The sequence below is a fragment of the Bifidobacterium sp. SKU genome, assembly GCF_026016405.1.
Classification (GTDB): domain Bacteria; phylum Actinomycetota; class Actinomycetes; order Actinomycetales; family Bifidobacteriaceae; genus Bifidobacterium; species Bifidobacterium bifidum.
The window spans coordinates 2030901-2045872 of the sequence record NZ_CP092890.1 but is presented as its reverse complement, the minus strand read 5'-3'; the positions used below and the strand labels follow the sequence as shown (position 1 = coordinate 2045872).

Genomic DNA, 14972 nt, shown 5'->3' with positions numbered 1-14972 from the left:
TCGGAACGAGCAATCGCGCAACCGTATGATCACATCGCTCATAGTATGCCGCCGATGCTCAGTGCCAGCGGGATCGTGCAGACCGCCATCGCCGCCCAATCAAACCAACGCTGTGAATCTCCGTTATGCAGGTATGCCGGCCGAACCGTCCCAATCCCTTGGTAAGTGCCGCGACCGACAGGTCACGCGAGACGATCGTCGCGTTCATCAACAGCGGAACCAGCACGAACTCCAGCGACTGGGCCGGATGCCGCAGCAGCGCGAGTCGGCCGGAGGCAAGACCGCGAAGGGCCATCGCGTCGCGGGTTCGCCGGTAGTCCCGCCCGATTGTCGGAAAGAACCGGATGACCACCATGCAGGGGATGGCCACCGATTCGGGCACGCGCATACGACGCAGCGCGCACACGAATTCGCTGACGCGCGTGGTGGAGAACGCGTAGGCGCCGGTGATGAAACAGGGCATCATCATGCGAAGCCCCACGGAAAACAGCCCGACGACATGTATCCAGGCGTCGGCGCCAGAGCCGGAGGCCGACGCGGCGCCCGAAGCCCCCCCCGTGTCCTGCGTCGCCGCGTCCGGCCACAATCCCCACCCCAGCAGAACCGCATAGCAGGCCGTCAGCCGCAGTCCCATACGCCAGCGTCCGGCAAGGAACAGCGGCGTGAGGAACAGTGCCGTCAGCAGTGCTTCGGCTCGCGCATCCGCGTGGAAGAACAACAGCGTGTTGGCGAGCAGCATCAGATACAGTTTCGCCCGAGGGCCGAGGATGACGGCCGCTGGCGCGGGAGCGGACTTGGATCTGCTCATGCCGTCTGCGCCGGCTGCATATGCGCCGATTCGCCCCGCATGGCTGCTCTCGAATGTTGCCCGTGAATTCATGATGTGTCGGTGTTGATGTTCGCGAACACCACGTAGCTGATGAGCATGCCGATCTTGCTGGAGTATTTGCCGGCTTTGGCAATCAGGTCGGCGACCAGCGCGAAGTACAGCGCGGAGAACACGCCGATGTTGATCAGATCGGGGATGTCAGCTTGCCGGAGCGGCTCTGGTGTGCGGTGCCGGCCTCGGCGGGGCTTCCCGCCTGTGCGGTCGGGCGGGCGCGCCAGACAAACTGCGCCGATTGCGATGCCTTGCCTAGATGCGTGGGCCGGGGCGCCACAATACGGGTTGAAATAGCCGAAATCCGCAATTCCCCGTGTCAAATCGCCGTTTTGTGGCCCGAAAACGGCGATTTGACACGGGGAATTACCAAGAACGGCTATTTCAACCCGTGTTTTGGTGAAGTGCGACGCCGCGATGGAGGGGCGCGGAAAAAGAGAAAGCCCGGCGGGGAAGCCGGGCTTGAGAGAGAAGAGAAGAAGGGGTTCAGTTATTGCGGCCTTGCGGTCGTGATTACTATATAAACGCATGTTTCGGGGCAAGTCATGTGGTTTACCTGAAAAATTCGTGTGAAACCCTGCGTATTTGGCTGAGATGACATAAACATAATATTTGGCCTTCCGCAGTTTTTTCTGCCGCAGCCGTCCCGTTGATGCGCGATGGTGAGGCCGGCTCCTACAGTGGTCGACATGTCATGCACCACATTGCTTATCGGAAAATCAGCCAGCTGCAGCGGCGCGACGATCATCGCCCGCAACGATGATTCCGGCTCCGGCCGCTACGATCCCAAGCGGCTCGTGGCCGTGGCGCCGACGGACCAGCCGCGCCACTACCGCAGCACGCTCAGCCATGTCGAGATCGACCTGCCGGACGACCCGTGCCGCTACACCATCGCGCCGAACGTGCTGCCGAACCGAGGCGTGCTCGCCGAGGCCGGCGCAAGCGAGCGCAACGTGGCGATGAGCGCCACCGAAACCATCGCGGTGAACGAGCGCGTGCTCGCCGCCGACCCGCTGGTCGAGCTCAGGCCAGCCGAAGGCGTGCCGGGAGAGGCCGGCTATCGGCCGGAGACCCCCGGCGGCATCGGTGAGGAGGACATCATCACGCTGGTGCTGCCGTATGTCTCTTCGGCCCGCGAGGGTGTGGAACGGCTCGGCGAGCTGCTGGAACGGTACGGCACCTATGAGTCGAACGGCGTGATCATTTCCGACGTGGACGAGATCTGGTATGTCGAGACAATCGGTGGGCACCACTGGATTGCGCGCCGTGTGCCCGACGACTGCTATGCGACGATCCCCAACCAGCTGGGCATCGACGACTTCGACTTCTCCGACGCGTTCGGCGAGCGGCGGTTCTTCATGTGCAGCGCGGACCTGCGCGAATTCATCGATCGGCACCATCTGGGCCGTGCCATGCGGCCCGCGCAGGGCGCCGGTTTCGGCGTCGCCGCCGTGCTGCCGGACCACATCAACCCGCGTGTGGTGTTCGGCACCAGCACCGTCAAGGACCATATCTACAACACGCCGCGCGCCTGGTACATGCAACGTCACCTGAACCCGAGCGAGGATTGGGATTCGCCCGCGGCCCGCTACACGCCGACCTCCGACGACATCCCGTGGTGCCGGGCGCCGGAGAACAAGGTGACGGTCGAGGACATCGACTTTCTGATGTCGTCGCATTTCGAAGGCACGCCTTTTGACCCGTACGGAACGCTTGGTACACCGGAAAGCCGGCATCGCTACCGTCCGATCGGCATCAACCGCACTGGTCACATGGTCGCGATCGAACTGCGGCACGACGTGCCGGCCGCAGCGGCGGCGGTGATGTGGATCGCCTTCGGTTCCGGCCCGTTCACGGCGGTCGCACCTTTTTATGCGAACGTGGACGACACTCCGGCGTATCTGCGCGACACCACGCCCGAGGTCTCCACCGACAACCTGTACTGGACGAACCGTCTGATCGCCGTAATTGCCGACGCGCACTGGTACGAGACGCGCAACGCGATCGAATACTATGGCGAGCAGGTGCGGGCGTTCGGGCGCCGGCTTGTCGAAGAAACGGATGCGGCGCTCGTCGATGCCGAAGCCGGGGACATCCGCGCGGCGCTCATGGCTGCGAACGAGACGATGGCCGGGCGTCTGCGGGATCTGACCCATAAGCTGCTCGATAACGTGCTGTATACGTCGAGCAACCTGATGCGCAACTCGTTCGCCATGTCCGATAGGTGGGTCTGAGGGCTTGCTCCCTTGTCGCAGCGAACGGTTCTCAATAAGAAAGGTGCGAGTCCGTGTGACGGGGAAAACGAACATGAAAACAGCAGAAAGCCCGGAATTCCGGGCTTTCTACGCAATGTTCGCTTGTTCGAAAATGTGCGGAATCCTCGCACCTTTCTTAATGAGAACCGTTCGCTGCTACCTCATACGTCTGCGCGTGGAAATCACACGTCACGGCGGTGCCGTCGGCGAAGACCGAGCGCTGCACCAGCGGGTCGCCGCCGACAAGGTCATGCCGCACGAGCTCCTGCATGCCGACGCGCCGGTGCAGCCCGGCCACGACCGCACACCGCTCGATGTCATTCTCGGTACGGGCGCGCAGTGCGGCATTCATATCACCGTCCATGCCGGCATATGCGGCGTCACGGATCAGGTACGGCGCACCGCCGTTGAGCAGCGCGTACAGCATGTAGTCGTCGCCACCGGCCACCCGATCCATCATCCACGGCTGGATCACGCAGTCATGGTAGACGAGGTTGTACAACGGCACCGGGATGCCGTGCCGAGGCGCGTCGGGGGAGCGCATTTGGAAGTCGTACGGCGCGTAATGGCAGAACACCAGGCTCGGCACCGCCCAGTCGGACACCTCCTCGGACGAGGTGAGAATGCCGTGCGCCAGCAGGTATTCGAAGCATTCGGCGCGGCGCTCGTAGCATTCGCGGCGGGTCATGCGGTGCTCGGGATGCGAGCATTCGTCGCCTTCATTGCAGGTGAACACGTCCAGATACGCGCAGTCCAGCACGATGCCGTGCGTGGCGATCTCACTGAAGTTGCGGCGCACGTAATCCGGCGCAAGCTCGGCGCACAGGTACGTTTGGCGCCCGCCGGCCCACATCGCGTGCTCGGGCATCGTGCCGTCCGCCAGTCGGATCGCATTGCGCGGGTCGAACGTGCGCGCGGCGAAGTAATAGTCGCGGTATTGGTCATGCGTGCCGAACAGGTCTCCCTGCTCATGACAGGCGTCGATCAGCGATTTCATGCCCTTCCAGCCGCCGGCCTCGCGGCATGCGGGCAGATAGTCGGGATGGCCGTTGTCGTAGCCGGGCTGCGCCCAGCCGTCCAGATGCAGGTACAGCCGCCCGGCACCCATTTCGTGCAGCGTACGCATCTGCCGCTCGCGCTGCGCGAACGTGACGAGCGAATCATTCTTGCCGGGCTGCGCGGGATCATAGAACGACGAGTCCGGCTGAACGTTCGTCTTGATACCGACATGCACCCATGAACGGCCGAGCAGGTCACGCACCGACGGGTTGCGCGCCGCCTTCTCCGCCAGCGTGCGCAGCCGGCCGCGTTCGTTGACGTAAGCGCGGTACGTCTTGCAGATGGCGGTATGGTCGGCATGGTCGAGGAGACGATATCGCACGACACGGCGGTAATCCATGCGGCCGAGACTTGGCTCGAACCACATTCCGACGTGCGTGTACGGTCCGCCGGCCGGATGGTCGATGTCATATCCTGCGTTCCACGGCGTCTCGCAGATGGCGATGTACGCATGCCCGTCGCTGCGCAACTGCGCGAACCAGGGCATGTACCCGCCCGCAGTCTCGAACCGCCCGCCGAAGGAGACCGCATCAGTGCCGACCTCGGTAGGCCAGCTATTCGGTATCATCACGCCCTGCTCGTGGGTGATGAGCGTCACGTCATGCGCGTCCGCACGGTCGAAGGACAGCGGCGCAGGCCAAAGCACCCTGTCGATGCGCGGCTCGGCCCCACACTCGCGCAGTGGCACCCATTCGCATAGCACGTCGCCGCTCGACCGCTCGATCCAGATATACGTCTCAAAAGCGTAATCCGCACCCGCGAACCCGGCGAACACGCTGCGCACGCCGACTCCGGTGCCGGTCTCGATCCGCTCATGCGTGACGGTAGCGGCGCCGGCGAACGAGAATGAACGATCCTCGCGCGTCAGCTGCGGCTCTATGCCGTCGCAGCCGCTCCAGGTCGCACCGTCGCGGCTGAATGAGAACCGCAGCGTCGTCTCATCGAAGCGCAGCATGGTTCCGGACATGGTGAATTGCATCATGGACGTTCTCCTGATCGGTGATGGAGGGGCGAATATCAGCTGGCAGCCCCGTCGCGCGGCACGTCAGTTGAAGCCGACGACCTTCTCTGCGACGACATAGCCGCGTCGGATCACCCAGCGCCCGACAGACCCACGCAGGTTCAGCGCGCGCGACACCAGCTTGCGCCGCACGTCACGCCCGATGGCCGGCGACGCCTTGTCGATGTCCGCCCACAGTTCGTCCTTGAGACGGTAGTTTGCCTTGTCTTTCGACAGGATCAGGAACACCGACGTGACCGAGCTTTCGATCGCGAGGAAATGAATCATATAACGGTATAGGCCGTCCGGCACGGTTCCCGGTTCGGGAGTGGCCTCCACCATGCGCTGGTTGACGAGCCGCAGCTGCGCGACGCGGCGGATCATCACGTCGGTCTGTACGCTCTGCCCCTCGCGCCCGATGAAGTAGTGGTAGAACGGGATGTCCATGTACAGCATCGACTTGACCCACGGGAACGGCTGGTATGCGTAGATGAAATCGACGTAGAACGTGTGCTCGGGCAGCTGCATGCCGGAGTCGCGCACCACCTGGGTGCGGTAGATCAGAGCGTGCATCAGTATGTATTCGGCGACGCCGAAGCAGCCGAGATCGTCCCAGCCGAGCACGGTGTTGGCCGCCATCGCATGACGGAAGTTCACTGTGTGCTTGACGCGCTTGCCCACCTTGTCGTACACGTAATTGGTGACGATCATGTCGACCGGATCCGTGGCGACGCGCTGCACCCGCAGCGTGCCCATGAGCGTGTCGATGGAGGGCATATCCACCCAGTCGTCGGCGTCCACGACCTTGACATACATGCCGGTCGCGTTGGCGATGCCGGTGTTGACCGCGCCGCCGTGGCCCTTGTTGACCTGGTGGATTGCCCGCACGTTGCCGGGCCAGCGCCGCTCGTACATGTCGGCAAGTTCCGGGGTGCCGTCCGAGGATCCGTCATCGACGATCAACACTTCGATGTCGCTGTTGTCCGTCGCGGAGAGCAGCGACTCCACGCAGCGCTCCAGATACGTTTCCATGTTGTAGGCGGGCACCACGAAGGTGAGTGTTTTCGACGATTGTTCCATAGTTCCTCGTTATACAGGTGTCGCGGGGATGACGTGCGACACGTCGCCTCGGATGTTGCAGCGAGTCTAACCTCTACAAGCAAAGCTATCACTAAGCGGCGTTCAGGCAAGTCCCGTCGTCCGTTCCGCCGTTTTTTGGGCTTCCGGCTTGTGCGCGGTTCTGATGATCAGCCGGCGCTCGCGGGCAGGTATGCCGGTTCGTCCGGTTCGGCGGTCTCGACAGGAGCGTCCGGCTCGTCCGGGGCCGTTGTCTCGCTCCGCTCTTTGTCTCGACGTTCTTTGTCTTCCTTGGCTGCGAGCTGCTTCGCCTTCTGGCTCTCGAACCGCAGGATCGGCTTGGAATCCAGCCGGCTCAGGCCGTGCCATGCGAGGTCGACGATGTATGCGGCGAGCTGCTCCTTGTTGACCTTCGGCCGGTCCGCCCAATATTGACCGGTGAATACGGTCATGCCGACCAGCATCTGCGCATAGTATGGCACGCCCTTGGCGGAGAGCTTCCGGCGTTTGAACGCGGCGGTGAGCAGATCCTCCACGCGCAGGCTGATGTCGCCCAGCAGCGAGTTGAACGATCCGGCCGGGTCGGTGGTCGGCGAGTCGCGCACGAGCACTTGGAAGCCTTCGGAGTTCTCCTCGATATAGGTGAGCAGGGCGAGTGCCGCGCGCTCCACGATCTGGCGGGGATGCGCCTTGGTGTCGGACAGCGCCTCGATGAGCGCATTGGTCAGCTCGCGCATCTCACGGTCGACGATTACCGCGTACAGTCCCTCCTTGCCGCCGAAATGCTCGTAGACGATCGGCTTGCTGACCTTCGCGTTCGCGGCGATCTCCTCGACACTCACCGCCTCGAACCCCTTGGATGCGAACAACGCTCGCCCCACGCGGATGAGCTGTTCGCGGCGTTGCAGCGCCGTCATTCTTGCAGTATTGGCCATGAGCTCCAGTGTAGTGGTCGCGGTGCCTAGCGCCTATACCTCCCGAAATGTTGTCGGGGGTCTACGTTTTCGCGGTAGGTCGTGCGGCTGAGGAGAGTCAATCATGAAGACGTATGTGGCCCCGTCGATGACGGCGAGCGAGTTCGACAACCATGACATCGTGTCGTGCGTGTCCTGTTTGATACGTGTTTTCGGTGGCGGTCGCGAGTGTTACCACGATGAGGGTGGGGCACCATTGCCCGACTTGTTCTATGTTGAATATCATGGGACCGCTGGCAATCCGGTGCCGTCTGGTATGCCGCTTTATGCATTGGTGGCAGATTTGCCTATACCAGCGTCTTCCCCGGTTCGATATGTAGGGACGACTCAGGGGCAGCGTCTGTGCCAGCAGTCCAATTAGTCGTCGACTTGGCTGCAACAACGCGACGTATGTGGTATTCCGGCCGCTGTCCGTTGCGGTTTTTAGGCTGGAGCCATGGATACGAATCTGATTATCGGCATCGTCGCCGCAGTGGTGATTGTCGTCCTGCTTATTGTGTGGGGCGTAGTACGCGGCAAGTCGCGTAAGAACGAAGTCGGCGGCCGGCCGGCGGAAACCGCAACATCGCCGCGCCAGGCGGGTCGTGCGGGTGAAGAACCCGAGACGGCCGCCGCAACAGTTGACAGGCAGCTCTCTGCTCCCGAAACCGAGGGCGAAACCGCCTCCCCTCGAAGTGAGGAAGAGCGTAAGCCGGTCGAACCGACGCAGGCCGCCCCGGCCAAGCCGGCGGCTCCCGCATATGATGTACCGGAAAAATCCGGCTCGCGCATTCAGCGGCTCAAGGCGAAACTTTCCAGGTCCTCGAATCCGTTCGGCAAGGCGTTGTTCAACATCCTCACCAAAGACAACCTCTCCGAATCCGATTGGGAGGATGTCGAGGACACGCTGCTGCTGGCCGACGTCGGTGCCGAAGCAAGCGAGCAGCTAGTCGGCGAATTGCGCCGCGATGCGCGCATCACCGGCAAGGCAAGCCCCGACGAGGTGCGCGCCATGCTGCGCGACAACCTGCTCGACCTGGTCGGCCGCGACACCGACCGCCGTCTGAACGTCGACAAGCCGGACGCGCACAAGCCCGGCGTCATCATCATGGTCGGCGTCAACGGCACCGGCAAGACCACCACGGCCGGCAAACTGGCCCGTCTGTTCGTCTCCGAAGACAAGAAGGTCGTCATGGGCGCGGCCGATACGTTCCGTGCCGCCGCAGCCGACCAGCTCGAAACCTGGGGCGCCCGCGTCAACGTGCCCGTCGTGCGCAGCGACAAGGACGGCGCCGACCCGGCATCGGTCGCGTTCGAGGCGGCGGCCCGCGCCAAGGAGGACGACGCCGACGTGCTCATCATCGACACCGCCGGCCGCCTGCAGAACAAGTCGAACCTGATGGACGAGCTCGGCAAGATTCGCCGTGTCACCGAAAAGAACCTGCCCGTCGACGAAGTGCTGCTCGTGCTCGACGCCACCACCGGCCAGAACGGCATGGCGCAGGCGAAGGTGTTCGCCGAGGCGATCGGCCTCACCGGCGTCGTGCTCTCCAAGCTCGACGGCTCCGCCAAGGGCGGCATTGTCATCTCCGTGCAGAAGGAGCTCGGCGTGCCGGTCAAGCTCGTCGGCCTCGGCGAAGGACCGGACGATCTCGCGCCCTTCGACCCGGAAGGATTCGTCGACGGCATTCTCGCGTGAGGTTGTTCGCAAACCGTCGGACATGAACCCTGCAAGCCGGCAGTCCACAACGTGGACAGCCGGCTTTTGCATTCCGGAACCGTTGCCTGCGCCGGAATCCGGCCGAAAGCCAAGATCCGCGTCATCGCGCTTTACATGAGCGTAACGTGTCGTAACGTGTTGAAAACTCAGCGAGCGTTGCATATCGTTGTGTTGATTCCCCTATCAGGGGATGTCAGATGAAGTGGTAACGACCCGCTTCCCGCGCGGTCAAGATGCGCGGCGGCGGGAACGAACAAGAGAGGAAGGTAACGATGGACTCCGGTAATACCGCATGGATGCTCACATCCGCAGCCTTGGTTTTCCTCATGACGCCTGGCGTGGCGTTCTTCTATGGCGGTATGGTGCGCGCCAAAGCCGTGCTGAACATGCTGATGCTGTCGGCGGCGGCCCTGTCGGTCACCGCGGTCGTATGGACGCTGTGGGGCTGGTCGATCGCATACGCCGGCAGCAGCATCGGCGGCATTTTCGGTGACCCTGCGACCGGGTTCCTGCTGAAGGACACGATGGTGTTCGACGCCGGCACCCGTCAGTACACGGCCGCCGGCCTTGCCGCGAACGGCAACAAGTACCCGAGCAGCGTGGACGTGTCGTTCCAGGTCACGTTCGCGATGATCACCGTGGCGCTGATCTGCGGCGCGATCGCCGAGCGCGTGAAGTACAGCACGTGGATGCTGTTCGTGGCGCTGTGGGTCACGTTCGACTACGCGCCGATGGCGCACATGGTGTGGAACAACGGCCTTCTGAGCGCAAAGGGTCCGATCTCCACCGCGATCGGCGCCGCGGCGCATGATTTCGCAGGAGGCACGGTCGTTCACATCAACGCCGCAATGGCGGCCCTTATCATCGTGCTGATCATCGGCAAGCGCAAGGGCTTCGGCACGCAGCCGATTCGCCCGCACAACGTGCCGTTCGTCATGCTGGGCGCGTTCCTGCTGTGGTTCGGCTGGTTCGGCTTCAACGCCGGCTCGGCGTTCGCGGCCAATGGCACCGCTGGCTATGCGTGGATGAGCACGACCGCGGCGACCGCGGCTGCCATGCTCGCCTGGGGCTTCACTGAGAAGATCCGCACCGGTCATTACACGGCTATCGGCGCGGCCTCGGGTATCGTCGCCGGTCTGGTTGCCATCACCCCCGCGGCCGATGTGGTATCGCCGTTGTGGGCCATGGTCATCGGTGCGATCGCCGGTGTTCTGTGCTGCTTCGCATGCGGCCTGAAGTTCAAGCTCGGCTATGACGATTCGCTCGACGTGGTGGGCGTGCATGGTGTCGGCGGTTTGACCGGTACCGTGCTCATCGGCTTCTTCGGCGAGGGCACTGGTCTGCTCGCCGGCGGCGACTGGCGCCAGCTGGCCGTGCAGGTCATCATCGCCCTGTGCGCGATGCTGTACTCCGGCGTGGTGACCGCGATTATCGCGTTCGCGCTGGAGAAGACCATCGGCTGGCGTGTGACCGAAGCCCAGGAGGTCGGCGGCATCGATCTGGCCGATCAGGGCGAACGTGCCTATGATTTTGCTGGTACTGCCAGCTCGGTTCTCAAGGAGGTGAGGTGAGATGAAGCTCATCACTGCCATCATTCAGCCCCATAAGCTCGATGACGTCAAGGAGGCGCTCGCCGCTGCGGGCGTGCACGGCCTGACGGTCTCGGAAGCCAACGGTTACGGCCGCCAGCGTGGCCACACCGAGGTGTACCGCGGGGCGGAATACACGGTCGATCTGATTCCGAAGATTCGCGTCGAGGTGCTGTCCGATGACGCGGACGCGGAGACCCTGGTCGGCGTGATCGTCAAGTCTGCCGGTTCCGGCACGATCGGCGACGGCAAGGTGTGGGTCGCCCCGCTCGATTCCGTGACCCGCGTGCGTACCGGCGAGACCGGCTCCGCCGCGATCTGAAATCGGCCCGTGGTTCGGCGCTTTCCGCCGGACGCGGGTTATCGGTAAGACAAGTCCCCGCACGCCGTCACCTGACCATGCGGGGACTCTTTTATATATCGACATCCTTGCCTCCGGTGACGGAGGGCAAGGATTGAAATTGCTCCCGCTGGCGGGAGCTGTCTCGCGTAGCGAGACTGAGGGTGGTCTTGTGCACCCGGGTGGGTTTGACCACCTCCAGTCGGCTCCATCGACAGCCCCCGCCTGCGGGGCGGAATTTGGTGAAGGTGGTGTGTCTTGAGTTCGGCGGTCGATCATCTCAAGCAACGGTTCATGGACATGAGCCAGCCGGATGCTGACGGCGTGTACCGGGGTGGCTCCGCGAAGCGCCGGGCGCGAACGGAGCTCGCCATGGATTGCCTGCGCCGCCTGTGGAGTGACGCGGTGGCCGCGGTGCCGTTCGACGTGCCGTCCACCGGCATCGGATTCGGCGCGGTCGGGTCGCTCGCACGGGGGCAGATTGGCCCGAGCTCCGACCTGGATCTGGTCATCATCTATGAGCCACATACGATCAACGACCAACAGCTCAATGAGCTGACCAACAAACTGTGGTATCCCCTGTGGGACAGCGGCCTTGACCTCGATCAGTCGGTGCGCACGCGGCAGCAGTGCGAGGCCGTGACCGATTCCGATCTGCCGGCCGCTATGGGCTGGCTGGATGTCAAGCCGATCGCCGGCGATACGGCGCTGATTTCGGCGACGGCCACGTCGATTCTGGAACGCTGGCGTCGAGCGGTCCGCAAGCGGCTGCCGGAACTGCTGAATTCGGCGCGCAAGCGACTGGACGAGTTCGGACGACTCGCCTACCTGAACCAGCCCGACATCAAGGAGGCGCGAGGCGGTCTGCGCGATTCGGTGCTGGTCTCCGCGTTGACTGTGTCATGGCTTGCCGACCGACCGCACGGCCGGTATGACGACGAGGTCGAGGCGTTGCTGGACGTGCGCGATTGCATTCATCTGGCTGCCGGCAAGGACGCGAATCGGCTGCTCGCCCCATATCAGGCGCAGGTGGCGGCGATGCGGGGTCTTGCCGACCCGACACTGCCGCCGGGGGAGCGGGAGGCGCGTTCCATCGAGGACTTGCAAACCCGGCTCGCCCGCATAGGCCGACAGATCGCGTTCGCGCTGGATTCCACGGCGTCGCGTGCCGAGCATTCGCTGACGCATGAGCGCCCGCGTTTCTCGTTCTTCCAGATGCTGTCGCCGCGCGGTGGAGGCAGGCGAGAGGCCCCGAAGTTCGAACAGGTCGCGCCCGGCGTGGCCAAGCACGAGCAGGAAATCGTGCTGGCTCCGGGCGTGGAACCGGAGTCGGACCGGTATCTGCCGTTGCGCGTGGCCGCGGCGGCTGCCGAGTTCGAGCTGCCGATCAGCCCGGTCACCTTGCAGAACCTGCGGCGCTGCCCGATCCGCGATTCCGTGTGGGATGATGAGTCGCGCCAACTGTTCGTGCGTCTGCTGGCCTCCGGGCCGGCGCTCATGCGCGTGTGGGAGGAACTGGATTTCGTGGATATACCCGGTCGATGGATGCCTGAATGGCTGGGCATACGTAATCGCCCGAGCGCGTCTGCAGCGCACCGGTATACCATCGACCGGCACAGCGTCGAGGTGACGTCACGGCTCGCGCGGGTTTCGGCGGCGCGAGGCGAGCGGTATGACGACCGTCACTACACGGCGCTGCTATTGGCTGGCCTGCTGCATGATGTCGGCAAACGTCCGTTCGTGACCGATCATGCGGCAGAGGGCGCCCGTCACGCCGCGGTGATCATGAAGCGCATGGGATTCGACGCGGACATCGCGCGATGGGTGCGCATCCTGGTGCGGGAGCATCTGACGCTCTCTGAGTTCGCGACCGGCAAGAACCCGAACGATCCGGCCGTGGGGGAGTCGCTCGCCCGTTGCGTGGACCGTGATCCGATGCTGCTGGACATGCTGTATGACCTGACCCGCGCCGACGGGTCGTCGCTCGGGGCTACGGCCGGTGAGGAGATATCCAAGCGGTACGGGTGGAGCCATTGGCGCGAAAGTCTGGTGCGTGCCATGTACAGCGCCGCCCGTGAGAGTATCCGGGTACAGGTTGAAGGTGGCTATGTCGACGTTGACTTCGGCTGACACGGGATTGCCCGCCGCGTCGAGGGCGCGTACCACGACCAGGTCCTGCGGTATGTATTCCTGACCGCCGACCACATAGGTGTCGTTGCCCTCTCGCACCCAGCTTTCGAACCCGCGACCGGTCAGGCGCGCGCTGAACTGCTTGGCGGCCTTCTCCCGCACGTCGATCATGCTTTGCTTATCTGTGAGTATTCGGATGTCATCTGATTCGGGGCGGAATCTCCTTCCGCGTGGCGTCTCCCATCTTCGGGAGCCGATGCCATTATCATATGATGCTCAGCTGAGGCAAAGGCGATGTCAAGGTGGGTGTTCCGCAGCGCAGCGAGGGCTGTCGCGGGCCGGTCGTTAGAGGGCGGTCTGACCGAGCCATGATTCGCTGCGTATGCGCAGGCCATTGAACAGGCCGCGGCCGCCCATGAGCACGATATTGAACATCGCCCATAGCAGCACGGTCGAGGCCAGGTCGCCGGGCAGCATGGGCGCGGCCGCATCCACGCAGATCGCGGTCAATGCGATATATACCGTTGCGGTCAGTGTGCAGGTAATCGCCAGGTAGCGGAAATCGCGGGCGCCGATCAGTATGCCGTCCAGCGCCATCATCCACCCCTGTAGTGGCAGGAACGCACCCATCGTCACCATGCCGGCGGCGACCAGCAACTGGACGTGCGGGTTGGGCGAGAACAGGCGGCCGATGAACAGGCCGGCCACGGCGAATCCACAGCCGATAGCGGCTCCGGCCGCCAATCCGGCTCGTCCCGTGGCCCGGGTCAGTCGCAGTGTGCGTGCGCGGTCTCCTGCGCCCATCGCCGCGCCCACCAGGGTCTGACCGGCGATGCCTACCGAATCCAGCATATTCATCGCGAAATTCCAAGACGAGTTCACCGCCTGGAACCCCGCCAGCACTGTCGTTCCCAATCGGGCCGCCGAGGCGACCGTCATCACCATCGCGGCGCGAATGGCGAGTGTGCGGATGAATAGCGGCAGGCCATCCCCTCCGGCGGCGGCGATGCCCGACAGGCGTGGTCGCAGCGCAGCGCCGTCGGCCTTCGCCCATAGCACCGCCGGAACCGTCAGGAACAGTCCCATGAACCATTGTGCGATCATCGTCGCCGCGCCCGATCCGGCGATGCCCCAGCCGAATCCGAACACGAACAGCACATCCAGCATGGTGTTGAGCACGGCGCCGCACACCGCGGCCACCAACGTGATGCGTACCTTCTGCAAACCGCGGAAAATGCCGTTCGCCGCGTACACGAGCAGCATGCCAGGGGCGCCGAGTACCACCGCCTGCGTGTACGCCACCGCCTGGTCGAGCGTCTCGCCCGTGCCCCTGAGCGCCACGCACAGCGGCCGGGCCCCTGCGAACAGAGCCGCCGCCAGCACGATGCCGATGCCGAGAGCCAGCCATAGTCCGTCTATGCCGGCCTGCAGCCCCTCTCGGCGGCGGCCCGCACCAAGCAGGTGAGCCACCTGCGCGGTGGTGGAGTAGGCGAGGAAGATGCACAGTCCCACCGCGGTGAGGATGATGGTCGATCCGATTGACAGTCCGGCCAGGGCGGAGACGCCGATGTGCCCGACGATGGCCGTGTCGATGAGCACGAAGGTCGGCTCGGCGATGAGCTGGCCGAATGTGGGGAGGGCCAGCGCGAGTATGCGGCCGTATGCGGCTCGGTTACCGGTGCGGGCCGTGCCGGCGGTCGCGGGATCGGATGATTGTGGGTCAGGGGTGTGCACATGCACACTGTAGCTCATATGGGCGGGCGCGTATGCGGCATCGAAGAGCTGAAAGCGCGGCGGTGATCCGAATGGGGCGCCGTTTATATCGCATGACGACGTGTTTGGCAAATCGAGTGGGGGTGTTTATGGACTTATCCCCATGTTATGCACAGAGTTATCCCCCTGATGTGGATAACTGCATATGTTATCCCCAGAGTTATCCCCTAAATGTGGATAACTCAACTTTTTTGTC

General features: G+C 63.7%; 10 protein-coding genes and 1 pseudogene. 5 read left to right on the top strand and 6 right to left on the bottom strand.

What is annotated here, in order from left to right; translation table 11 throughout:
* Positions 1–58: 58 nt before the first annotated feature.
* Both MMB49_RS08720 and MMB49_RS08715 read right to left on the bottom strand, forming a co-directional pair.
* Positions 59–808: an energy-coupling factor transporter transmembrane component T gene (locus tag MMB49_RS08720; protein ID WP_229940994.1), complete on the bottom strand. Its 750-nt coding sequence runs from the start codon at positions 806–808 to the stop codon at positions 59–61.
* Positions 809–876: 68 nt separating this feature from the next.
* Positions 877–1203, bottom strand: a complete 327-nt coding sequence (locus tag MMB49_RS08715; protein WP_229940995.1) for an MptD family putative ECF transporter S component — start codon at positions 1201–1203, stop codon at positions 877–879.
* A 366-nt stretch (positions 1204–1569) separates the two neighbouring features.
* On the opposite strand from MMB49_RS08715, the gene MMB49_RS08710 reads away from it, so the two are divergent.
* Positions 1570–3114 carry a C69 family dipeptidase gene (locus MMB49_RS08710; RefSeq protein ID WP_047271125.1) on the top strand — a complete coding sequence of 515 codons (1545 nt, stop codon included), beginning with the start codon at positions 1570–1572 and terminating at the stop codon, positions 3112–3114.
* A gap of 157 nt (positions 3115–3271) precedes the next feature.
* Here MMB49_RS08710 and MMB49_RS08705 read toward each other — a convergent pair whose 3' ends face one another.
* The 3 genes from MMB49_RS08705 to MMB49_RS08695 all read right to left on the bottom strand — a co-directional run bounded on the left by MMB49_RS08705 (position 3272) and on the right by MMB49_RS08695 (position 7188).
* The gene (locus MMB49_RS08705; protein WP_080959276.1) at positions 3272–5173 is read right to left on the bottom strand and encodes a DUF5696 domain-containing protein; all 1902 of its coding nucleotides are present in this window, start codon (positions 5171–5173) and stop codon (positions 3272–3274) included.
* A 66-nt stretch (positions 5174–5239) separates the two neighbouring features.
* The gene (locus tag MMB49_RS08700; protein ID WP_013390299.1) at positions 5240–6274 is read right to left on the bottom strand and encodes a glycosyltransferase family 2 protein; all 1035 of its coding nucleotides are present in this window, start codon (positions 6272–6274) and stop codon (positions 5240–5242) included.
* Positions 6275–6441: 167 nt separating this feature from the next.
* Positions 6442–7188, bottom strand: coding sequence for a TetR/AcrR family transcriptional regulator (locus MMB49_RS08695; RefSeq protein WP_047271020.1), 747 nt, complete (start codon positions 7186–7188; stop codon positions 6442–6444).
* A gap of 805 nt (positions 7189–7993) precedes the next feature.
* On the opposite strand from MMB49_RS08695, the pseudogene ftsY reads away from it, so the two are divergent.
* From ftsY to MMB49_RS08675, 4 genes and pseudogenes are all read left to right on the top strand, one after another.
* A pseudogene (ftsY, locus tag MMB49_RS08690) lies at positions 7994–8923 on the top strand (signal recognition particle-docking protein FtsY); the annotation flags it as partial.
* 293 nt (positions 8924–9216) lie between these two features.
* Entirely contained in the window at positions 9217–10515 is a 1299-nt protein-coding gene (locus MMB49_RS08685; RefSeq protein ID WP_003815992.1) for an ammonium transporter, read from the top strand.
* A gap of 1 nt (position 10516) precedes the next feature.
* Positions 10517–10855: a P-II family nitrogen regulator gene (locus MMB49_RS08680; RefSeq protein WP_003814240.1), complete on the top strand. Its 339-nt coding sequence runs from the start codon at positions 10517–10519 to the stop codon at positions 10853–10855.
* Positions 10856–11131: 276 nt separating this feature from the next.
* The gene (locus MMB49_RS08675) at positions 11132–13003 is read left to right on the top strand and encodes an HD domain-containing protein (protein WP_047271015.1); all 1872 of its coding nucleotides are present in this window, start codon (positions 11132–11134) and stop codon (positions 13001–13003) included.
* A gap of 345 nt (positions 13004–13348) precedes the next feature.
* Here MMB49_RS08675 and MMB49_RS08670 read toward each other — a convergent pair whose 3' ends face one another.
* Positions 13349–14755, bottom strand: coding sequence for an MATE family efflux transporter (locus MMB49_RS08670; protein WP_047271013.1), 1407 nt, complete (start codon positions 14753–14755; stop codon positions 13349–13351).
* Positions 14756–14972: the final 217 nt, after the last annotated feature.

What these genes read in the sequence shown, in the direction of transcription:
- MMB49_RS08720 (WP_229940994.1), bottom strand. Translation starts at nt 808, where the DNA reads ATGAGCAGATCCAAGTCCGCTCCCGCGCCAGCGGCCGTCATCCTCGGC.
- MMB49_RS08710 (WP_047271125.1), top strand. Translation starts at nt 1,570, where the DNA reads ATGTCATGCACCACATTGCTTATCGGAAAATCAGCCAGCTGCAGCGGC.
- MMB49_RS08705 (WP_080959276.1), bottom strand. Translation starts at nt 5,173, where the DNA reads ATGCAATTCACCATGTCCGGAACCATGCTGCGCTTCGATGAGACGACG.
- MMB49_RS08700 (WP_013390299.1), bottom strand. Translation starts at nt 6,274, where the DNA reads ATGGAACAATCGTCGAAAACACTCACCTTCGTGGTGCCCGCCTACAAC.
- MMB49_RS08695 (WP_047271020.1), bottom strand. Translation starts at nt 7,188, where the DNA reads ATGACGGCGCTGCAACGCCGCGAACAGCTCATCCGCGTGGGGCGAGCG.
- MMB49_RS08685 (WP_003815992.1), top strand. Translation starts at nt 9,217, where the DNA reads ATGGACTCCGGTAATACCGCATGGATGCTCACATCCGCAGCCTTGGTT.
- MMB49_RS08680 (WP_003814240.1), top strand. Translation starts at nt 10,517, where the DNA reads ATGAAGCTCATCACTGCCATCATTCAGCCCCATAAGCTCGATGACGTC.
- MMB49_RS08670 (WP_047271013.1), bottom strand. Translation starts at nt 14,755, where the DNA reads ATGAGCTACAGTGTGCATGTGCACACCCCTGACCCACAATCATCCGAT.